At 69.6% G+C, this 22146-nt stretch carries 15 protein-coding genes; 9 read left to right on the forward strand and 6 right to left on the reverse strand.

Annotation, left to right across the window (positions count from 1 at the left end; all coding sequences use genetic code 11):
* Positions 1-2: 2 nt before the first annotated feature.
* The 5 genes from ACYVIO_RS41145 to ACYVIO_RS41165 form a co-directional block, all read right to left on the reverse strand.
* On the reverse strand, positions 3-1454 hold the full coding sequence (locus tag ACYVIO_RS41145) for a PT domain-containing protein (protein WP_460656442.1): 1452 nt from the start codon (positions 1452-1454) through the stop codon (positions 3-5).
* Between the two features lie 151 nt (positions 1455-1605).
* Positions 1606-3735 (reverse strand): NAD-dependent DNA ligase LigA, encoded by a 2130-nt coding sequence (ligA, locus tag ACYVIO_RS41150; protein WP_460656443.1) that lies wholly within the window; start codon positions 3733-3735, stop codon positions 1606-1608.
* Positions 3736-3781: 46 nt separating this feature from the next.
* Positions 3782-4768, reverse strand: coding sequence for a uroporphyrinogen decarboxylase/cobalamine-independent methonine synthase family protein (locus tag ACYVIO_RS41155; RefSeq protein ID WP_460656444.1), 987 nt, complete (start codon positions 4766-4768; stop codon positions 3782-3784).
* Complete coding sequence (mnmA, locus tag ACYVIO_RS41160) at positions 4768-5856, reverse strand: tRNA 2-thiouridine(34) synthase MnmA (protein WP_460656445.1); 1089 nt, start codon at positions 5854-5856, stop codon at positions 4768-4770. The genes ACYVIO_RS41155 and mnmA overlap by 1 nt, the downstream gene beginning before the upstream one ends.
* The gene (locus ACYVIO_RS41165; RefSeq protein WP_460656446.1) at positions 5856-7058 is read right to left on the reverse strand and encodes a cysteine desulfurase family protein; all 1203 of its coding nucleotides are present in this window, start codon (positions 7056-7058) and stop codon (positions 5856-5858) included. Before ACYVIO_RS41165 ends, mnmA begins: the two co-directional genes overlap by 1 nt.
* 140 nt (positions 7059-7198) lie before the next feature.
* Between ACYVIO_RS41165 and ACYVIO_RS41170 the strand changes: the two genes are divergently transcribed.
* Genes ACYVIO_RS41170 through menC form a run of 9 tightly spaced genes read left to right on the forward strand, consistent with a single transcriptional unit; the run spans position 7199 to position 20581 of the window.
* Positions 7199-8599, forward strand: coding sequence for a serine hydrolase domain-containing protein (locus tag ACYVIO_RS41170; RefSeq protein WP_460656447.1), 1401 nt, complete (start codon positions 7199-7201; stop codon positions 8597-8599).
* Complete coding sequence (locus ACYVIO_RS41175) at positions 8596-10182, forward strand: ABC transporter substrate-binding protein (protein ID WP_460656448.1); 1587 nt, start codon at positions 8596-8598, stop codon at positions 10180-10182. Before ACYVIO_RS41170 ends, ACYVIO_RS41175 begins: the two co-directional genes overlap by 4 nt.
* A 4-nt stretch (positions 10183-10186) precedes the next feature.
* Positions 10187-11170 (forward strand): ABC transporter permease, encoded by a 984-nt coding sequence (locus tag ACYVIO_RS41180; RefSeq protein WP_460656449.1) that lies wholly within the window; start codon positions 10187-10189, stop codon positions 11168-11170.
* Positions 11170-13068 (forward strand): dipeptide/oligopeptide/nickel ABC transporter permease/ATP-binding protein, encoded by a 1899-nt coding sequence (locus ACYVIO_RS41185; RefSeq protein WP_460656450.1) that lies wholly within the window; start codon positions 11170-11172, stop codon positions 13066-13068. The genes ACYVIO_RS41180 and ACYVIO_RS41185 overlap by 1 nt, the downstream gene beginning before the upstream one ends.
* The gene (locus tag ACYVIO_RS41190; RefSeq protein WP_460656451.1) at positions 13065-14105 is read left to right on the forward strand and encodes an ABC transporter ATP-binding protein; all 1041 of its coding nucleotides are present in this window, start codon (positions 13065-13067) and stop codon (positions 14103-14105) included. The genes ACYVIO_RS41185 and ACYVIO_RS41190 overlap by 4 nt, the downstream gene beginning before the upstream one ends.
* Entirely contained in the window at positions 14102-17440 is a 3339-nt protein-coding gene (locus ACYVIO_RS41195; protein WP_460656452.1) for a serine hydrolase, read from the forward strand. Before ACYVIO_RS41190 ends, ACYVIO_RS41195 begins: the two co-directional genes overlap by 4 nt.
* Positions 17440-18543 (forward strand): M20 family metallopeptidase, encoded by a 1104-nt coding sequence (locus ACYVIO_RS41200; protein WP_460656453.1) that lies wholly within the window; start codon positions 17440-17442, stop codon positions 18541-18543. The genes ACYVIO_RS41195 and ACYVIO_RS41200 overlap by 1 nt, the downstream gene beginning before the upstream one ends.
* Positions 18540-19475, forward strand: a complete 936-nt coding sequence (locus tag ACYVIO_RS41205; RefSeq protein WP_460656454.1) for a GNAT family N-acetyltransferase — start codon at positions 18540-18542, stop codon at positions 19473-19475. The genes ACYVIO_RS41200 and ACYVIO_RS41205 overlap by 4 nt, the downstream gene beginning before the upstream one ends.
* A complete protein-coding gene (gene menC / locus ACYVIO_RS41210; protein ID WP_460656455.1) occupies positions 19475-20581 on the forward strand; it encodes an o-succinylbenzoate synthase in 1107 nt (368 codons plus the stop codon). The genes ACYVIO_RS41205 and menC overlap by 1 nt, the downstream gene beginning before the upstream one ends.
* Before the next feature lie 764 nt (positions 20582-21345).
* Here menC and ACYVIO_RS41215 read toward each other — a convergent pair.
* Positions 21346-21816 (reverse strand): NUDIX hydrolase, encoded by a 471-nt coding sequence (locus ACYVIO_RS41215; RefSeq protein ID WP_460656456.1) that lies wholly within the window; start codon positions 21814-21816, stop codon positions 21346-21348.
* Positions 21817-22146: the final 330 nt, after the last annotated feature.

Raw genomic sequence — 22146 nt, forward strand, 5'->3', positions numbered from 1 at the left:
CCTCAGACGTAGAACGACTCGTACGAGAACTCGACCGACCGCGACCCGTAGGAGTCGTCGGCGTCGGAGAGGATCTCCACGCGCCAGCCGGACACGTACGCAGTGTACGACTTGCCGTCGTTGCGAGCGTCGACGAACGCCTTCAGCGCCGCGACGTCCGGCCCCTTCAGCACTGCCAGCCCGTCGGCGAACACCGCCGTACCGCCGGCCTTCACGTCCGCGACGTCGCCAGAGGCGCGCATCTGGAACGAGCGCAGCCCGCCGCCCTGCGATCCGAAGCCGAGCACCGACAGCGACCCGTACTTGCCGAGCGTCTTGCGGCACGTCAGACCGGTCTTGCAGTCGTACTTCTTCGCCTTCAGCCCGGCGACCATCGCCGCCTGCGTGGTCTCGAACTCCTTGCGCGGCAGGTCGAGCTCGTCCGCGCCGGACTTCTTGCCACCCACCTGGATGGTGTCGCCGTTGTTGCGCAGCGAGAACTCACCCCAGGTGCTGCCGACCTTCTGCGTCTTCTGGCCGTTCTTGACCGCCTGCTGCACCTTGGCCACCTCCGAACCACCGAAGGTGTCGTTGCCGAGGGCCTGCAGCGCCGCGTCGAAGGTGACGCCCGCGTTGTTCACGTTGTCGTCGTTCGTCGACTTGATCAGCACCGCGATGATCGTGCCGTCGGACTGGAACTGGAACACCGTCTCGGCCTCGGTCGCGCCGTCGAGCTTGAAGCAGCCGCGGTGTGCGCCCTGCGCCCCGTTGAACAGGTCGCTGCACTGATACCCGTCGGTCTGGAGCTTGTCGGTCGCCGCCTTGGCCTGACCGGTCGCCTGCCCGAGCTCACCGGCCGGCGGAGCGCCGGTCGGGTCACCAGTCGGGTCGCCGGTCGGGTCGTCAGTCGGCTGGGAGGTGGTCGTCGTCGGCTGCGTGGTCGGCTCGTCGTCACCGCCGAGGGCCTTGATCCCGACGAAGACCAGCAGGCCGATCACCAGGATGCCGACGATGCCGCCACCGATGAAGAGCGGCATCTTGTCCTTGCCGCCACCGGAGCCACCCGGGCCGTTGGGCTGCCAAGGCTGCTGACCGCCCTGCTGCGTGTGCCAGCCGGCCTGCTGCGGCTTCTGCTGCTGCCACGGCTGCTGCTGGTACCCGCCGCCACCCTGCTGCTGACCCCAACCAGGCTGCTGCCCCTGCTGAGGCGGCTGACCCTGGCCAGGCTGCTGCCCGGGCTGCTGACCCCAGCCACCCTGCTGCGGCGGCTGACCCTGCTGAGGAGGCTGCCCCTGAGAGGGCTGGCCTTGCTGAGGCGGCTGGCCCTGCTGCGGCGGGCGCTGTCCCCAGCCACCACCGCCCTGGGGCGGTTGCTGTTGTCCCCAGCCACCTTGCCCCTCGGTTCCCCCTTGCTGCCCGCCCGGCTGGCCCCCCGGCTGCCCAGGACCCCACGGTCCTTGTGGCGGCGTAGTCATATTCGCTCCTTAGTGACCCACGTGTAGACGTGCAAAGTTAACAGTCCGACGGGCCAGGTCCCGCAACGGATCCGTCCAACGGAAAATGCTTTGTTCACAGGCGGAATCGCCGTACCGACCTAGGCCAGATCTCCCTGCGGAACAGGACGATCTACGCCTCGCCGGGCTCCGGTGTGGTCGCCACCTCGGCCGCCGCCTCCGCGCCGGAGTCGATCAGGACCTGGAACCCGGCCGCATCCAGGATCGGTACCCCGAGCGAAACGGCCTTGTCGTACTTCGATCCCGGAGAGTCACCGACCACCACGAACGACGTCTTCTTCGACACCGACCCGGCCACCTTGCCGCCCCGCGACACGATCGCCTCGGTCGCTTCGTCCCGGCTGAAACCCTCGACCGTCCCGGTCACCACGACCGACAGCCCGGTCAGCGTCTGCTCGACGGTCGGCCCGGTCCGCTCCTGCCGCAGCTGAACCCCGGCGGCCTTCCACTTCTGGACGATCTGCTGGTGCCAGTCGACCTGGAACCACTCGATCACCGCGTGCGCGATGGTCGGACCGACGCCCTCGATCTCGGCCAGCTCCTCCTCGGTTGCCGCCTCAACCGCGTCGATGTCGTCGTACGCCGCCGCCAGCGCTGCCGCCGCGGTCGGGCCGACGTGCCGGATCGACAGCGCGACCAGGCCGCGCGACAGCTGCTGGGTCTTGGCCGCCTCGAGGTTGGCCAGCAGCTTCTGCGCGTTCGCCGACAGCGCGCCGGCCTTGGTGGTGAAGAAGGAACTGGTGGCGAGCATCTCCTCGGTCAGCGAGAACAGGTCGCCCTCGTCCGCGATCAGCTCGCTGCCGATCAGCGCGTCGGCGGCCTTGAACCCGAGCACCTCGATGTCGAACGCCGACCGCCCGGCCAGGTGGAAGAGCCGCTCGCGCAGCTGCGCCGGGCAGGACTGCGAGTTCGGGCAACGGATGTCGATGTCGCCCTCCTTCATCGGCCGCAGCGTCGTACCGCAGGACGGGCACTCGGTCGGCATCCGGAACGGGTACGCCTCCTTCGGCCGCAGGTCGATCACCGGGCCGAGGATCTCCGGGATCACGTCGCCGGCCTTACGCAGTACGACGGTGTCGCCGATCCAGACGCCCTTGCGCTCGACCTCCTGGCCGTTGTGCAGCGTCGCGAACTCGACCGTCGAGCCGGCCACCCGCACCGGCTCCATCACCCCGTACGGCGTGACGCGGCCGGTCCGGCCGACGTTCACCTTGATGTCGAGCAGCTTGGTGGTGACCTCTTCGGGCGGGTACTTGTACGCGATCGCCCAGCGCGGCGCGCTCGACGTCGAGCCCAGCGCGCGCTGCAGGTCGACCTCGTCCACCTTCACCACGACACCGTCGATCTCGTGGTCGACGGAGTGCCGGTTCTCCCCGTAGTACGCGATGAACTCGTTGACCTCGGCCAAGGTCTCGACCCTGCGCGCCCGGTCACTGACCGGCAGGCCCCACGCCTCCAGCTGCTCGTACGCCGACGACAGCCGCGCGATGTGGTGCCCGTCGACGCGGCCCAGCCCGTGCACGACGAACCGCAGCGGGCGCTGCGCGGAGACCCGCGGATCCTTCTGACGCAGCGAACCGGCGGCGCCGTTGCGCGGGTTGGAGAACGGGTCCTTGCCGGCTTCAACGAGTTGCGCGTTCAGCTGCTGGAAGTCCTCGACCCGGAAGAAGACCTCGCCGCGGACCTCCAGGAACTCCGGCGGGTCGTCGGTGTCCAGGACCTCGGGGATGCTCGCGATGGTCCGCACGTTGAGCGTGACGTCCTCGCCGGTCGAGCCGTCGCCGCGGGTGGCGCCGGTGTCGAGGCGGCCGTTCTTGTAGACCAGGTCCAGCGCCAGCCCGTCGACCTTGAGCTCGCACAGGAAGCCGCTGGCGTGGATCTGCTGGACCGTGACCTCGCGCTCGAGCCGCTTGGCCCACGCCTCCATCTGCTCGGCCGAGAACGCGTTGCCCAGGCTCTCCATCCGCTGCGGGTGCGTGACCGGCGCGAACAGCGTCGAGATCGGTACGCCGACCTTCTGCGTCGGCGAGTCCGGCGTGCGCAGCTCGGGGAACTCCTCCTCGATGCCCTGCAGCTCGTGCATCAGCGCGTCGAAGTCGGCGTCGGAGATGGTCGAGGTCGCCATGTAGTAGCGGAACCGGTGCTCCTCGAGCTCGCGGCTCAGCGCGGCGTGCCGCTCCCGCACCTCGGGCGGCGCGGCGGGCTGATCGGCGGCGTTCGTCTCGGGGATCTCCGTGCTCATGAGGAGAACTTACCGCCCGGCACCGACGTTTTCGGGCTATCGAGGCCTACGCTTCGGCGGCTTCTCCGAGCGCCTCGACGATCCCACGCAGCAGCTCGAGGCGCCTCCGCGCGTCGCCCGGCGACGGAGAGGCAGCGAGCCCGCACGCTGGGGTGACGACGACCTGCTTCATCAGCTCCGGGTCCAGCCCGAGGTTGCGCCACGTGCGGACGAGCGGCGCGGCAGCCTGCTCGGGGTTGAGCAGAGGGCCGGTGGTGGCGACCAGCCCGGCGTACAGGGTGGTCTTGGCCTCGACTGCGATCGCGATCTGCTCCCAGGCCGGCTCAGTGAGCAGCGACACGTCGACTGCCACTCCCCCAGCCCCTGCCTTGGTGAACACCTCGATAGGCGGCCGAGCCGCACAGCAGTGCACCAGAGTCGTGGCTGGCTCAGCAGCCTCGATCACCCGGGCCAGCAGCTCTACAGCTCCCGGACCGTCGACCGAGCGGTGCTTGCTCCACCCACTGGCGGTCGGAACAGCTCCAGCCAGTACGGCGGGCAGTGCGGGCTCGTCCAGCTGCACCAGCAGGTCCACACCGGGCACCCGGCGCCGCACCTCGGCCACCTGCGCGTTCAGCCCGTGCGCCAGCGCGTCAGCCAAGTCCCGCCGGGCTCCGTGGTCCGCCAGCACCTTGTCGCCGCGCGGCAGCTCCACCGTCGCCGCCAGCGTCCACGGCCCGGTGAACTGGAGCTTCAGCGGCCCGGTGTACCCGTCGGCGAACTCCTCCAGGACGTCCAGGTCCTCCTCGAGCAACGCCCGCGCCCGCCGCTGATCCAGGCTCGACCGCGAGTCCGACCCACCAGTCAGGCGCCAGCCGGCCGGCTGGAGGTCCGCCGAGAGCTCAGCCAGTACGGCGACCGCCCGGCTGAGCATGTCGCCGTACGGCCGGGCCGGCAGCTCCGGCAGGAACGGGATGTCGACCGCGCCCAGCACCACCTTGACCCACTCGCGGATGTCGTCACCGGGCAACGACCCGAGACCAGTGGTCGTCATCAGACCTTCGCTGCCGCGCGCTGGACCGAGTCGATGGTCGCCGAACCGATGACGCGCGTCCCGTCGTACAGGACGACCGCCTGCCCCGGCGCGACCGCAGCAGTGGCCTCGTCGAAGTCCACGTAGACCTGGTTGCCGTCGACGCGGGCCGTCACCGCCACCTCGTCGCCGTGCGCACGCAGCTGGGCCTTGACCTGCAGCGTGTCGGTCGGCTCCGGACCGCACCAGCGCGGCTTGGACGCGACCAGGCTCTCCACGGCCAGCTCCTCGCGGGAGCCGACCGTGACCGTGCGGTCCACCGGGCTGATGTCGAGCACGAAGCGCGGCTTGCCGTCCGCCGCCGGCGTACCGATCCGCAGACCCTTGCGCTGCCCGACGGTGAAGCCGTGGGTGCCGCTGTGCTCGCCCAGCTTGGCGCCGCTGCTGTCGACGATGTCGCCGGGCGCCGCACCGAGCTTCTCGGCCAGGAAGCCCGGGGTGTTGCCGTCGGCAATGAAGCAGATGTCGTGGCTGTCCGGCTTGGCCGCGACCGACAGCCCGCGCCGCTCGGCCTCGGCCCGGATCTCGGTCTTGACCGTGTCACCGAGCGGGAAGAACGCGTGCTTCAGCTGCTGCTGCGTGAGCACGCCGAGCACGTACGACTGGTCCTTGGCGTGGTCGACCGCGCGGTGCAGCTCGCGGCCGGAGTCGGTCTCGACGATCTGCGCGTAGTGCCCGGTCGCGACCGCGTCGAAGTCGAGCGCGAGCGCCCGCTCCAGCACCGCGCTGAACTTGACCTTCTCGTTGCAGCGCAGGCACGGGTTCGGCGTACGGCCTGCCGCGTACTCCGCGACGAAGTCCTCGACCACGTCGGCGTGGAAGCGCTCGGCCAGGTCCCAGACGTAGAACGGGATGCCGATCACGTCCGCGGCCCGGCGGGCGTCGCGGGAGTCCTCGATCGTGCAGCAGCCGCGGGCACCGCTGCGGTACGACTGCGGGTTGCGGCTCAGCGCCAGGTGCACACCGACCACGTCGTGCCCGGCTTCGGCCATCCGCGCCGCCGCGACGGCGGAGTCGACTCCGCCCGACATGGCTGCGAGTACCCGCATCAGTTGTTCCTTCCCACGTTCTGCAGTCCGGCGGACATCGCCCGCTCCACCACTGGCCCGATGTTGTCCAGTACGGCGTCGATGTCGGCGGCCGTGCTGGTGTGTCCGAGGGTGAACCGCAGCGAGCCGCGCGCCCGCTGGTCGTCGTACCCCATCGCGAGCAGCACGTGACTCGGCTCCGCGACCCCGGCGTTGCAGGCCGAGCCGGTCGACACCTCGATACCGCGCGCGTCCAGCAGGAGCAGCAGCGAGTCGCCCTCGCAGTCCTTGAACGACAAGTGTGCGTTACCGGGCAAACGCCCGATCGGGTCCCCCGAGAGCAGCGCGCCCGGGGCCGTGCTCGTGATGCCGTTGATCAGCCGATCCCGCAGCGCGATCAGCCGCTGCGACTCGTCGGCCTGGTGCTTCACGGCATGCGCCGCAGCGACCGCGAACCCAGCCGTCGCCGGAGTGTCCAGCGTTCCGGACCGTACGTCGCGCTCCTGACCGCCGCCGTGCACGATCGGCACGAGCTGGGTCTCCTTGTGGACCAGCAGCGCGCCGATCCCGTACGGGCCGCCGATCTTGTGCGCCGACACGGTCATCGCGTCGACTCCGAGCGCTGCGAAGTCCACCGGGATCTCCCCGACCGCCTGGACGGCGTCGGTGTGCACCGGGATCCCGAACTCGGCCGCGATCGCCGCGACCTCCTGGATCGGCTGCAGCGTGCCGACCTCGTTGTTGGCCATCATCAGCGTGACGAACGACACCGACGCCGGGTCCTGCTCGATCGCCGCACGGACCTCGTCGGGCCGCACCCGGCCGAGCGCGTCGACGGGCAGCCACTCCAGCTCGGCGCCCTCGTGCTGCGCGAGCCAGACGGCCGGGTCCAGTACTGCGTGGTGCTCGACGCCGCTGAGCAGGATCCGCCGCCTTCGCGGATCCTCCTTGAGCCGGGCCCACCACAGGCCCTTCAGCGCGAGATTGTCGGCCTCGGTCCCGCCGGAGGTGAACACCACCTCGCTCGGCAGCGCGCCGAGAGCCTCCGCGATCGTCTCCCGGGACTCCTCGACGGTCCGCCTGGCGGCCCGTCCCGACCCGTGCAGCGACGAGGCGTTACCGGTGCGCCCGAGGTGAGAGGCCATCGCCTCGATCGCCGCGGGCAGCATCGGAGTCGTCGCAGCGTGATCGAGGTAGACCGTACGCCGGCCGGAAGAGGTCATAACACCCTCAAGAGTAAGTCCTCCGCCGAGATTCCCGTCAGGCGTCCCTCCGGAGTGCTTCGTACCGGCGGACGAAATCGGCCCGGGCCGTCGTCGGCCAGGACGAATACTCGCGCCGCCCGGAGTCCTAGCGTCGGCCCATGGCGACCCTGAGCGAGATCGAGACGTGGCTGCACGACCAGTTGCCGGCCCTGCTGGCCGAGCACGAGGTCCCCGGCGCCGCTGTCGGCGTCCTGTACGGCGGTGAGGTGGCCGACCACGCCGCCGGACTGCTCAGCAAGGCGACCGGTGTGGAGGCGACCGCCGACTCGGTCTTCCAGATCGGCTCGATCACCAAGGTGTGGACGACGACGCTGGTGATGCGGCTCGTCGACGAGGGCAAGGTCGACCTGGACGTCCCGGTCCGCGAGTACCTGCCCGAGTTCGTGCTGGGCGACGACGGCGCGGCCGCGAAGATCACCACCCGGCAGCTGCTGAGCCACACCGCCGGGTTCGAGGGTGACATCTTCAACGACACCGGCAAGGGCGACGACGCGGTGGAGAAGTACCTGGCCACGCTCGCCGAGGTCAGCCAGCTGTTCGGGCCGGGTGAGATGTTCTCGTACAACAACGCCGCGTTCGTGGTGCTCGGCCGGCTGGTCGAGGTGCTCCGCGGCGAGCAGTACAACGCCGTACTGCGGGAGCAGCTGTTCACGCCGCTCGGCCTGACTCATGCGGCAGGCGACCCTTACGAGGCGATCCTGCACCGGGCCGCTGTCGGGCACCTGCGACCGGCACCGGACGAGGCGCCGGTCCCGGCTCCGGTCTGGGCGCTGACGCGGTCGATGGCGCCGGCCGGCGCGATGCTGGCGATGAGTGCACGGGACCTGCTCGCCTTCGCTCAGCTCCACCTCAACGGTGGTACGACGGCCGACGGGACCGCCGTGCTGAGTGCTGCGAGCGTCGCGGCCATGCAGGAGCCGCAGGTGAAGCTGCCCGCGCTCGGCATGATGGGCGACTCGTGGGGGCTCGGCTGGGAGCTGTTCGACTGGTCGGGTACTGCGGTGATCGGCCACGACGGCGGCACGATCGGTCAGGGCGCCTTCCTGCGCGTCGTACCGGAGCACGGCCTGGCGATCGCGCTGCTGACCAACGGCGGGGACATGATCGAGGTCTACCGCGCTGTCTTCAGCCACCTCGTCAAGGAGCTCGCCGGACTCGACCTGCCCGCGATGCCCACTCCCCCGGCCACGGCTGTCGAGGTCGACGCCGAGCGGTTCCTCGGGACCTACACCTGCGACGCGCTCGACCTCACCGTCCGCCGGGACGAGGACGGGAAGCTCTGGCTCGACCAGATCCCGAAGGGCATCTTCGCCGAGCTCGGCCCCACACCGGAGCCGGTCGAGCTGGTCGCCCGCGACGAACAAAGCCTGATCGCCGTCAAGGCGGAGAACGGTCTGCACACCCCGCACGTCTTCCTCGGCGACGACGGCACCGGTCGCGCCCTGTACCTGCACAGCGGCCGCGCTCTGCGCCGCGCCACAGCCTCGGAGGCATCATGAGAACCGCACTCACGGTCGTCGTGGCCGGCGTACTCGCTCTCTCGGCCTGCAGCTCGGGCGGCGAGACGACCACGGCCGGCGGCGGTCAACCGGTCGCAGGCAAGACGCTGACGATGGCCGTCGGCGGCGATCCCGGCAACCTCGACCCGCAGTTCACCTCGCTGTCGGTCACGATGCAGGTCGACTGGTTCCTGTACGACGCGCTGCTGAACATCGACTCGAGCGGCAAGCCGGTGGCGGGGCTCGCGGAGAAGTGGGAAGGCACGACGACCAGCGCGAAGTACACGCTGCGCAAGGGCGTCACGTGCTCCGACGGCACGCCGCTAACGGCGAGCACGGTCGCGCAGAACATCAACTTCGTGGGTGATCCCGCCAACAAGTCGACGCGGATCGGAGTCTTCATCCCGGCCGGGGCCAAGGCCGTCGCCGACGACGCGGCCGGCACCGTCACGGTGACCGCGGCGGCTCCGGACGCCTTCCTCACCCGCAACGTCGGCGGCCTGCACATCGTCTGTGCCAAGGGGATGAAGGATCGCAGCATCCTCAAGCAGAGCTCGGACGGCACCGGCATGTACACGGTCAGCGAGGCCGTGCCCGGTGACCACTACACGCTGACACGGCGCAAGGACTACGCCTGGGGCCCGGGGGATGTCAAGGCCGATCAAACCGGCGTACCGGAGAAGGTGACGATCAAGGTCGTCGCCAACGAGACGACCTCGGCGAACCTGCTGACCGCCGGACAGGTCAACATCGCGTCCATCGCCGGTCCGGACAAGCAGCGACTCGCGGCTCAGCAGCTGTTCAAGCGTGAGGTCGGTGCGCCGCTGGGCCAGCTCTGGTTCAACCAGAAGGCAGGCCTGCCCACCGCGGATCTCGCCGTACGACGTGCGCTGACGCAGGGCCTGGATCTGACCCAGCTGGGCAAGGTCGTCACCAGTGGCGCCGGTGTGGCGCCGACCGACTTGGTTGCCCCTGGCATGGGTCCCTGCAAAGTCGACACGATCACCGGCAACCTGCCCGGCCACGACCTGAACGCGGCCAAGGCCGGACTCGACGCGGCGGGCTGGAAGCCGGGGGCCGGTGGGGTGCGTGAGAAGGGCGGCAACAAGCTGTCCCTCGTCTTCTACTACCCGACCACGCTCGGCCCGACGCTGCAGTCGGCCGCTGAGCTGCTGCAGAAGTCCTGGACCGAACTGGGCGTCGAGGTGTCGTTGAAGGCAGTCTCCACCGCCGAGATCAGCACCGTCATCCTCGCCGGCCAGGGCACGTGGCACGCGGGACTCATCCCGCTGACCGTCTCCCTGCCGAGCATGCTGGTCAGCTTCCTGTCCGGCACGACGCCGCCGAACGGGAGCAACTTCTCGGGGATCAAGAACCCGGCGTACGACGCCGCGATCACCAAGGCGTCCAAGACCGCCGGGACCGACGGCTGCGAGGACTGGGCGGCCGGCGAGCGGGCGCTGTTCGAGCAGGTCAACCTGGTGCCGTTCGTGAACACGACCGTGCCGATCTTCGGCAAGAACGCGACCTTCGACCTTGCCCAGGGAAGCGTCGTCCCGAGCTCGGTCCGGATGCTGGGGTGAGCCGATGACGACGGTCCCTGCCACAGCAGCTCGTCCAGAGATCAATCCCTGGCTTCGGTTCGCAGCTCGCCGTTTCACCCGTCTGGTCGTGTCCGTACTCGCTCTGCTCAGCGCTGCCTTCCTGATGATCCATCTGATCCCCGGCGACCCGGTCCGAGCGGCGCTTGGGCCGGTCGCCGCCCAGAGCCTCGTCGACGCGCAACGCGAGTCGCTCGGCCTGAACGACCCACTCTGGCTGCAGTACCTGCACTTCCTGCAGCACCTCTTCACCGGCAACCTCGGTACGTCGATCACCACCGGTCTCCCTGTCTCCGACGTGATCAGCGATCGGCTGCCCGCGACCGTGGTGCTGGCCGTCGCCGCCTTCGTGGTCGCAGTTCTGATCGCGCTGCCACTCGGTCTCGCGATGGGCGTGCTCACGCGCGCCGGCCGACGACCGAAGGCCGAGCTGACCTTCACGTCGACCTCGGTGGTGCTCGCGGCGATTCCTGAGTTCCTGCTCGCGGTCGGGCTGGTCTACGTGTTCGCGGTGCAGCTCCACTGGTTCCCGGTCGCCGGTCGAGGCAACGTCTCGTCGTACGTGCTGCCTGTTCTTTCCCTGGCCGTTGGACCCGCCGCCGTACTCGCCCGAATCTGCCGAGTCGAGCTGCTCGCAGTCCTGCAGACCGACTATCTACGGACGGCCCGAGCGAAGCGCCTGCCGGCGATCGCGATCTATCTCCGCCACGCGCTGCCCAACGCCGTCACGGCCACGATCACCCTCGGCGGTCTGCTCCTCGGCGGGATGGTCGCCGGAACCGTGCTGGTCGAGAACGTCTTCGGCTGGCCCGGGCTCGGCAGCACGATCGTCTCGTCGATCCTCGCCAAGGACTACCCGCTCGTGCAGGGCGTCGTACTCGTGTACGGCGTCGGCGTACTGCTGGTGAACCTCGCCGTGGACATCGCTCTTGCCCTGCTCGATCCGCGCTCGACGATCCGGGAGAGCTGATGGCCCGACGCACCCGCTGGATCGCAGTTCTCCGTACGCCGGTCGGCGCCGGTGCGGGCGTGCTCCTGCTCGCAGTCCTGCTGCTGGCCGTGGTCGCACCCCTGATCTGGTCCGATCAGGCGAGCGCGATCGACACCGAGCACCTGCTCGAAGGCACGTCGTCCCAGCACTGGCTCGGCACCGACAGCCTCGGCCGGGACATCTTCTACCGCGTGCTCGTCGCGTCCCGTACGTCGATCGTGCTCGCGCTGCTGGCAACGGCTCTCGGCGTCTTCGCCGGCCTGCTGCTCGGCACCGCACCCGTACTGCTGGGCCGACGCTTCGGGCGGTTGACGACGGCGATCGTGAACATCGCTGTCGCCTTCCCCGGCCTGCTGCTCGCGCTCTTCTTCGCGGTGATCTTCGGCGTCGGCGCGAAGGGCGCGGTGCTCGCGATCGGTCTGGCCGGCGCACCGGCGTTCGCGCGGCTGACGCAGACGCTGGTCGCAGGGATCGCCGAGCGGGACTTCGTCGCGGCGGCGCGGATCGCGGGCGTCGGCCGGTTCCGGATCCTGCTGCGGCACATCCTGCCCAACATCGCCGAGCCGCTGGTCGTGAACGCGACGATCGGTGCGGGCGGCGTACTGCTTGCTTTTGCAGGCCTGTCTTTCCTCGGTCTCGGCGTGCAGCCACCGGCGTACGACTGGGGTCGGCTGATGGGCGAGTCGCTGAACGGGATCTACGTCCATCCCGCGGCCGCGCTTGCGCCAGGTGTCGCCGTGGTGATCGCCGGGCTGGCGTTCAACCTCTTCGGTGAGGCTGTGGCGAAGGGCCTTGGCGTGCCGGCTTTGCTCGGTCCGCGACTGCGTGCGTCTGCGCCGGAGACGGTTCCGGCGGCGCCGGTCGACGACGAGGCGGTGCTGGTCGTGGAGGATCTTCGGGTCAGCTTCCCCGGGCCGATCACGCCGGTGCGCGGCGTCAGCTTCACGATCCACAAGGGCGAGATCGTCGGGGTGGTCGGCGAGTCCGGCTCGGGCAAGAGCCTCACGGCGCTCGCCGTCGCCGGATTGATCGAGTCGCCTGGGCAGGTTTCAGCTTCCGAGCTGTCCTTTCTCGGCGCGCCGCTGCTCGGCCGGCTCGCGGACCGCGCAAGCGCGGCGACACGGCGACGGCTGTTGGGTACGTCGTTCGCGATGGTGTTCCAGGATCCGATGACGTCGTTCAACCCGACCAAGCGGATCGGCGTACAGCTGGCTGAAGGTGCTCGAGAGCATCAGGGACTGAGCCGGCGGCAGGCGATGGCACGGGCCGTCGACCGGTTGCGCGCGGTGCGCGTGCCGGCGGCGGAACGGCGGGCGCGGCAGTATCCGCACGAGTTCTCCGGCGGGATGCGGCAGCGGGCGATGATCGGGATGGGGCTGATGGGCGCGCCCGCGTTGATCGTCGCGGACGAGCCGACGACCGCTCTGGACGTCACCGTGCAGCGCCAGGTGCTGCGGCTGCTGGAGACGATCCGGGAGACCGACGAGGTCGCCGTCCTGCTGATCAGCCACGACATCACCGTGGTCGCGCAGGTCTGCGACCGGGTGCTGGTGATGTACGCCGGGCGCATCGTCGAGGACCTCTCCGCCTCAGAACTCGTGACTGGGGCCCAGCATCCCTACACGCGGGCGTTGCTGGCCGCCGTACCGGATCTGGACACGCCGCTCGACGAGCCGCTGGCGGTGATTCCCGGACGACCTGTTGAGCCGTCAGCAGTTGGCGCGGGATGTGCCTACAGAATGCGCTGTGAGTTCCTTGTTGGGGCCTGTTCGTCGAAGGATCCTGAACTGGTAGGCGAAAGCCATCGGGTGGCCTGTTGGAATCCTCAGGGCCAGCCGTTGCTGAGCATCGAATCGATCCGGACGGGGCAGCGATGAGTGAGCTGAGGTTCGACCAAGTGACGGTCCGGTACGGCGCGGGCAGTCGCGCGCTGACGGCCGTCGACGAGGTCGATCTGACCGTGCCGTCCGGCAAGGTCGTCGGACTGGTCGGCGAATCGGGATCGGGCAAGTCGACGCTGGCGCGCGCTGCGGTCGGGCTGGCCGAGGTGTCGTCCGGCCGAATCCTGCTCGACGGCGAACCACTACGCCGTCGACCAGGCGGACGGCGTCCCCTGCAGATGGTCTTCCAGGATCCCTACTCGTCGCTTGACCCACGGATGACCATCGGCGACTCGATCGCCGAGGCGGTGCCACGGTCGGGTCCGGTACGCCGGCAGGAGGTGGCCCGGCTGCTCGAACTGGTCGGGCTCGAGGCGGATCGTGCCGTTGCTTATCCAGGAGCGCTATCTGGTGGCCAGAGGCAACGAGTCGCCATCGCGCGGGCCCTGGCCGGGCAACCCGACGTCATCATCGCGGACGAGATCACCTCGGCGTTGGACGTGTCGATCCAGGGCACGGTGCTCAACCTGGTCCGCTCGCTGCAACGTGAGCTGCAGCTGTCGATGCTGTTCATCTCCCACAACCTGGCGGTGGTGCGCTACGTCAGCGACTTCATCGCCGTCATGTACCTGGGCCGCATCGTCGAGTTCGGTCCCGCCGCGGGCGTGCTCGCCGATCCACAACATCCGTACACGAAGGAACTGCTCGCGGCCGCACCTCGCCGCGGATCGACCACGCTGCTCGATCCCGTGGCCCAACTGCTCGCGGACCCAGCGGCGCAAGCGGTGGCCGAGCGCGCCGCCCAAGTGGTCGCCGACGCCGAGCCGGCCGATCCGCACCATCCACCCGGCGGTTGCCGGTTCCACCCTCGTTGCCCGATCGGGCCGTTCGTGCTCGCCGATCGCGAGCACTGCCTGACGATTGATCCCACCACCGACGCCGACCGCCGACGTCATCGCGCCGCCTGCCACCACGTGGCCGGCGCTCTGCAGCCGGTGACCGCCGGTTCCGTAGCCAAGGAGGACTCCCTGTGACCCGACGTCTGCGTATCGACGACCTGACCGACCTGTCCGTGCCGGAGCAGCCGGCGTTGTCGCCGGACGGCTCCCAGCTCGCGTACGTCCTGCGGACCACCGACCGCGCCGCGGACCGCACCCTGCGGAACCTCTGGCGCGTGGCCGTCTCGGGAGGCGAGCCGCAGCAGTTGACCCGAAGCGACGGCGACAGCTCGCCGGCCTGGTCGCCGGACGGTTCACAGTTGGCCTTCCTCCGGGGCAAGGACGGGCCCGCTCAGCTCTGGGTTCTCCCGGCTGGCGGCGGCGAGCCGGAGCAGCTCACGACGCTTCCCCTCGGTGCCGGCGCGCCGCGATGGAGTCCGGACGGGACACGGATCGCCTTCAGCGCTCCGGTCGACATCGCCGCCCTGGCCGGTGAGGAAGACAAGGCACGCGAGGACCGTGGCCACGCGCCGATCGTCACCGAGCGTCTGGACTACCAGGCGGACGGCGCCGGTTGGCTGCGCACCTACCGGAAGCACGTCCACCTGCTCGACGTCGGGACGAAGAAGTGCCGCCAGGCGACCGAGGGCGACTGGCACGCGGGCGACCCGGACTGGTCCCCGGACGGGACCAAGGTCGCGTTCGGCGCGGGCACGGCGCCCAACGCTGACCTCATCCCGACCGCACCGGCGTACGTGCTCGACGCGACGGACGAGAAGGCCGAGCCGCAGGAGGTCGGCCTGAAGGAAGGGCTGGCGGGTCCTGTGTCGTGGACCAGCGACGGTGAGTCCCTGCTGATCGTCGGCAGCGCGACCGGGCCGGTGGGACACGCCGGGTTGCTCCGGCTCTCGCTGGCCGATGGCGACGTTGTGAACCTGGCGGCGCCGCTCGATCGCAACGTGATGCCCGGCGGACCGGCGTACCCGGGAGCCCTTCCCACGTTGATCGAGGACGGCCAGACGGTCCTGTTCTGCGTGCGGGATCGCGGCTGCAGCCACCTGTACGCCGTACCGGTTGCTGGCGGTACGCCTCGGCGAGTGCTGGGCGAGGCGGGTCAGAACGTGTCCGGCCTGTCAGTCGCCGGCGGGGTCGCGGCCGTCGCGCTGACCACCAAGACGTCGTACGGGGAGATCGTCACGGTCGACCTCGCCGATGGATCGGTGACGCAGCGGACGTCGTACGGGCTGGAAGACGTTGAGACCTTCGTGCGCGAGGAGCGCGAGTTCACGATCTCGGACGGGACCGTGGTGAACGGGTGGATCGTCCGCGATCCGGCGGCCACTGGAGCCCAGCCACTGCTGCTCGACGTGCACGGCGGTCCGCACAACGCGTGGAACGCCGTGGCCGACGAGGTGCACCTGTACCACCAAGAGCTCGCGGCCCGCGGCTGGACCGTTCTGCTGCTGAACCCGCGCGGCAGTGACGGGTACGGCGAGGACTTCTACAACGCGGTGGTCGGCGGCTGGGGTACGTCGGACGCCAACGACTTCCTCGAGCCGATCGACCAGCTCGTTGCCGAAGGCATCGCTGACGCCCAGCGGCTCGCAATCGCCGGTTACAGCTACGGCGGCTTCATGACCTGTTACCTGACCAGCCGCGACAACAGGTTCGCAGCGGCTGTGGCCGGCGGCGTGGTGAGCGACCTGACCAGCATGGGCGGCACGTCGGATGCCGCGCACTTCCTGAACGTGTACGAGCTGAACGGCCCGGGTGACTTCAGCGCGATGTCGCCGCTGAGCAAGGTCGACCAGGTGAAGACACCCACGCTGATCCTGCACGGCGACGCGGACGTCCGCTGCCCGGTCGGTCAGGCCCAGCAGTGGCACACCGCGCTCCGCGAGCAGGGCGTACCGACTCAGCTGGTGCTCTACCCGGAGGCCAGCCACCTGTTCATCGTCGAGGGCCGTCCGTCGCACCGACTCGACTTCGGCCGACGCATCGTCAACTGGATCGAGCAGTACGCCGGTGACGCGCGCGGCCCGCAGCGGCCCCGGATCGACGCCGCGCACTGGCAGCGTCGACTGACGACACTCGCGGCCAAGCACAAGGTGGTCGGTGCTTCGCTGGGGATCCTGCGCTTCAAGGCCGACCAGGAAGACGAGCTGGTGGAGGCGGCGACCGGCGTACTGCACAAGGAGACCGGCGTCCCGGTGACGACGGACTCGATCTTCCAGATCGGCTCGATGTCGAAGGTGTGGACGGCGACGCTCGCCCTGCAGCTCGTCGACGAGGGTCTGCTCGATCTGGATGCGCCGCTGATGCAGGTGCTGCCCGAGCTCCAGCTCGGAGATCCCGACGTCGCCAAGCAGGTGACGATGCGGCAGCTGCTGACGCACACGAGCGGGATCGACGGCGACGTGTTCACCGACACCGGCCGCGGCGACGACTGCTTGGAGAAGTACGTCGACGGGCTGGTCGAGGTCGGACAGAACCACCCGCTCGGCGCGACCTGGTCGTACTGCAACTCCGGCTTCTCACTGGCCGGCCGCGTGATCGAGAAGCTCACCGGCAAGACCTGGGACGCAGTGCTGCGCGAACGGATCTTCACGCCGCTCGCGTTGCGTCGGACGGTGACGCTGCCGGAGGAGGCGCTGCTGCATCGCGCCGCCGTCGGGCACGTCGGCGAGGACGAACTGTCACCGGCGCCGGTGTGGGGACTCCCCCGCGCACTCGGCCCGGCCGGGTTGATCACGTCGACCGCGGCCGAGGCGCTGGCCTTCGCCCGCATGCACCTGAACGACGGCGTCTCCCCGGACGGCAAGCGGGTGCTCAGTTCGGAAAGCGTGACGGCGATGGCTGATAAGCAGGCCGAGCTGCCCGACAAGCACACCCTCGGCGACTCGTGGGGCCTTGGCTGGATCCGGTTCGACTGGGACGGCCACCGGCTGATCGGCCACGACGGGAACACGATCGGCCAGGCCGCGTTCCTCCGCGTCCTGCCGTCACAGGGATTGGCTGTCTCGCTGCTGACGAACGGCGGCAACACGCACGACCTGTACGAGGAGCTGTACCGGGAGATCTTCCGGGACCTGGCCGGCGTAGCGATGCCTTTGCCGCTGGGGCCGTTGCCGGAGACGCCGAAGATCGATCTGCACCGGCACGTCGGACGGTACGAGCGCGCGAGCACGCTGCAGGAGGTCTACGTGCAGGACGGTCGGCCGATGGTTCGGGTCACGTTGACCGGACCGCTGGCGGAGCTGATGCCCGAGCCTGCGCAGGAGTTCGAGATGAAGCCGGCGGACGCGAGCGGCGATCTGTTCGTCGTACGGCAGCCGGGGTCGTTGACCTGGTCGGCGATCACCTTCTACGCGTTGCCGACCGGTGAGAAGTACATGCACTTCGGCGTCCGCGCCACACCGAAGGTGGGCTGATGACGTCCTCGTTGCCCTTGATGCTGGCGGATCTGGAGACGTTGGTGACGTGCGAGTCGCCGTCGTCGGATCTCGCGGCGGTGGCCCGCAGCGCCGACGTGGTCGCCCAGCTCGGGGCAGAGCGGCTCGGCAGCAAACCGTCGTACGAGGTGGTGGACGGGCGGACGCACCTGCGCTGGAAGTTCGGCGACGGGCCGTCGCGGGTGCTCGTGCTCGGGCATCACGACACCGTCTGGCCGCTAGGTTCGTTGGCGACTCATCCGTTCGCGGTCGCCGACGGGGTGATTCGCGGGCCGGGCTCCTTCGACATGAAGACCGGTCTGGTGATGGCCTTCCACGCCCTGTCCGCGTTGCCGTCCTTGGACGGCGTCACCCTGCTCGTGACCGGCGACGAAGAGCTCGGGTCGCCGTCTTCACGTGCGTTGATCGAGTCGGAGGCAGCCGGTTGTGCTGCGGCTCTGGTGCTGGAAGCCTCCGCTGACGAAGGCGCTCTGAAGCTTGAGCGCAAGGGAGTCTCCAACTACGAGATCCGCATCGTCGGCCGCGCCGCGCACGCCGGCCTCGAGCCGGAGCTCGGCGTGAACGCGAGCATCGAAGCCGCCCACCAGATCCTCGCGATCGCCGCGCTGGGCGACCCTTCCCTCGGGACCACTGTGACTCCAACGGCACTCACCTCGGGGACCACGCGCAACACGGTCCCCGCGGCCGGAAACTTCCTGGTCGACGTACGAGCCCGCACGGTGGCAGAGCAACTCCGCGTGGACGCCGCTCTGCATGCCTTGCAACCCGTCCTCCCTGAGGCAACGCTCGAGATCATCGGCGGTCCCAACCGCCCGCCGCTCGAGCGCAAGATGTCCGAGGCGCTGTACCAACGAGCCGGCGAGCTGGCCTCTTCACTCAGCCTTCCTCCGCTTCGCGAAACCTCCGTCGGCGGCGGATCCGACGGGAACTTCACCGCCGGCGTCGGCACCCCGACCCTCGACGGTTTGGGCGCGGTCGGAGGCGGCGCCCATGCCGACGACGAACACGTCGTGGTCGCCGAGATCGTCCCCCGTACGACGTTGCTGACGGCCCTGATCGCCGACCTGCTGGACAGACCATGAGCACGCCGCTGACGGATGTCAGCCCATCGACCAGCGCAGCCGACCAGGCCTCCGAGGCAGCAGCGGCCTCAGCCGGCGTGCAGGTGCGAATGCTCACCGAACTGTCGGAGCTGGACGGCGTCTACTACCTCTACGACTCGATCTGGCGCCCGGACCCGAAGAACCCTCCGGTCACCACCGAGCTCCTCCGCGCCCTCACCAAGGCCGGCAACTACGTCTCCGGCGCGTACGACGGCGACGAACTGGTGGGAGCCTGCGTCGGCTTCTTCTCCGCCCCCGCCGAAGTCGCCATGCACAGCCACGTCGCCGGCGTCTCCGCAGCGGCCCGCGGCCGCAACGTCGGCTTCGCCCTCAAACTCCACCAACGAGCCTGGGCCCTGCACCGCGGCGTCACCGCGATCTCCTGGACCTTCGACCCCCTGATCCGCCGCAACGCCTACTTCAACCTGGTCAAGCTCGCCGCCCACCCGGCCGAGTACCTGACCAACTTCTACGGCGGCATGCACGACAGCATCAACAACGGCGACGACACCGACCGCCTCCTGGTCCGCTGGGACCTCGACACCCCCGCTGTCACGACAGCCGCCACCACCCACCCCACCGGCCTGTCGATCCATTCCATGCCCGAAGCAACAATCGCCCTGACCCGCTCGGCCGACGGCCGCCCCCTGGTCGGATCGCCTCGGTCCGCCGGAGCCTCACCGCTCCCTGGTCGAGCCGGGCCGGCCGACCTGTCGGCGGACCGAACGGTGCTGGTCGCCGTACCAGCCGACATCGAAGGTCTCCGCCAGACGGATCCAGCTGCGGCGAAAGCCTGGCGGGCGGCCCTCCGCGACGTGCTCGGCGGGCTACTGGCTGACGGCGCACGGGTGATCGGCTTCGACCGCACCGGCTGGTACGTACTCGAACTTCCCGCGAGAGGACTCATCTGATGAAGCTGACCGGAGTCGAGCTACGGCGAATCTCCCTGCCGTTGGTCTCCCCGTTCCGCACGTCGTTCGGCACCGAGACGACCCGCGACGCTCTGCTCGTCCGAGTCGTCACCGCCGAAGCAGAAGGCTGGGGCGAGTGCGTCGCCATGGCCGGCCCGCTGTACTCCTCGGAGTACGTCGACGCCGCCGCAGACGTCCTCCGCCGCTTCTTCGTCCCCGCCCTCGCCGCGGTCGACCACCTCACCGCCGTCGGCGTCGCCCCAGCCCTCGCAAAGTTCCACGGCCACCGCATGGCCAAAGCGGCCCTGGAGACCGCCGTCCTCGACGCCGAACTCCGCGCCGAAGGCCGCCCCCTCTCCCGCGAACTGGGCGCCGTCCACGACCGAGTCCCCTGCGGCGTCTCCGTCGGCATCATGTCCTCGACCGACGAACTACTGGACGCCGTAGGCAACTACCTGGACGAGGGCTACCTCCGCATCAAGCTGAAAATCCAACCAGGCTGGGACATCGAGCCCGTAGCCGCCGTCCGCGACCGCTTCGGCGACGACGTCCTCCTCCAGGTCGACGCCAACACCGCGTACGCCGTCTCCGACGCCCGCCACCTGGCCCGCCTCGACCCGTACAACCTCCTCCTCATCGAGCAACCCCTCGACGAGGAAGACATCCTCGGCCACGCCGAACTGGCCCGCCACCTCAAGACCCCCATCTGCCTCGACGAGTCCATCACCTCAGCCCGAGCCGCCGCGGCAGCCATCTCCCTCGGCGCCTGCTCGATCATCAACGTCAAACCCGGCCGAGTAGGCGGCTACCTGGAGTCCCGCCGAATCCACGACGTCTGCCAGTCCCACGGCATCCCCGTCTGGTGCGGCGGCATGCTGGAAACCGGCCTAGGCCGAGCCGCCAACCTGGCCCTGGCAGCCCTCCCCGGCTTCACCCTCCCCGGCGACACCTCAGCCTCCTCCCGCTACTACCAAACCGACATCACCCCACCCTTCACCCTCGAAGACGGCCACCTCCCCGTCCCCACCACCCCCGGCATAGGCGTGGACCCCCTAGAACCAGAACTAGCTGCAGTAACCACCCACACCGAATGGCTAAAGCTCTAACCCCACCAGCACTCCCACCCACCAGATCCCCAGCCCCAGCAACGGTCGCCACACCCACACACCATCGCCCCACCCGCCAACACGGCACCAAACCCCACACCCATCCCTCACCCGTCGGCCCGCCGGCCACACCCCGCCCCCTGCTCCACACACCAGCGAGCCGACCTCCAGCAGTCCGCCGCTCCGCAGACCCCAAGCCAACCCAACCAGCAAGCCGACCTGGCGGCCCCCGCTCCATGCCGCTGCCTCAGCGCGTCATCCAGTACGTCGTCCTGCACAGCCACGGCCAGCCAGCGGAGTTCCGCTGGTGGCATGCCCCGCGAAGGTTTTGCCTAGTCCGGGCAGGGATCCGCTCCGCCAAACGGCGACCGAGCACCGGAGACCCCTGCCCCACGGGCACCAGCCCAGTACAAGCGCCGAGCCAAACCCCCGGCGCCACCCACGACGGACGCCCACTCCGCTTAGCGAACGCGGAGGGACAGGTCAGCGGGACCGCCAGGTAGGCCGAGCGTGATGGGTGTCGCTCCCCAGTCGGTGAGGCCAGCAGGCGGTGATCCCAACGCAGGAGATGAGCCGACCTGTGGCCGTGACCGGCTCCACGGGGGCGAGTGTGCGGATCGAGAGTTCAGCGCGGGTCGCGGGTTTGCGCGGGTGGCGGGTTCTGCGCAGGTCGCAGGTTGCGCGGGTGGTGGGGGTCTGCGCGGGTCGCAGGTTCGCGCGGGTGGTGGGTTCGCGCGGGTGATGAGCTAGTGCTGGGTGGTGAGCTAGTGCTGGATCAAGCCGCCGACTGGGACGGGGGTGACGTGGCCGGTGGTTGGGGTTGACTTGGCTAGGGCGAGTCCGATGTCGACCAGTGACGAGCGGCGTAGGGCGGCGACCTCGGGGAGTGGTGTCCAGATCGACTCGGCGGTGTCGCCGTTTGGTTCGGGGCGGAGTTCGCCGCCGGTGATTCGGACGGCGTAGAAGATGCCGACGCTGTGGAGATCGGGCAGGCCGGGCAAGCGGTCGACCGCTGGGACTACGCGTGAGTCGACGCCCAGCAGGTGTTCGACCTTTCCGTCGCAGCCGGTCTCCTCGGCGACCTCTCGGATCACCGCGTCGAACGGGTCCTCTCCCTGCTCAACCCGTCCACCCGGAAGGGTCCAGGTGCTCTCCCCCTCCGCGGGCACGGAAAGGGCAAGAAGTACCCGCCCACCTTCAACACACACCGCGTATGCCGCCAGCCGCAAACTCATCCCGGCACCTTAGCTTCAGCGGTCGCGGGTCTCGGCTGGGATCCGCGCGGACGCTCGGCCCGCCGCCCTGCTTAGTGCTCGACCTTCGTGCTGCTGCTTCAGCGGTCGTGGATCGCGGGTTTCGGCCGGGATCCACGCGGACACTCGGCCCGCCGCCCCGCTTAGCACTCGACCTTCGTGCTGCTGCTTCAGCGGTCGCGGGTCGCGGGTTTCGGCCGGGATCCACGCGGACACTCGGCCCGCCGCCCCGCTTAGCACTCGACCTTCGTGCTGCTGCTTCAGCGGTCGCGGGTCGCGGGTTTCGGCCGGGATCCACGCGGACACTCGGCC

The sequence above is a fragment of the Kribbella endophytica genome, from assembly GCF_054781295.1.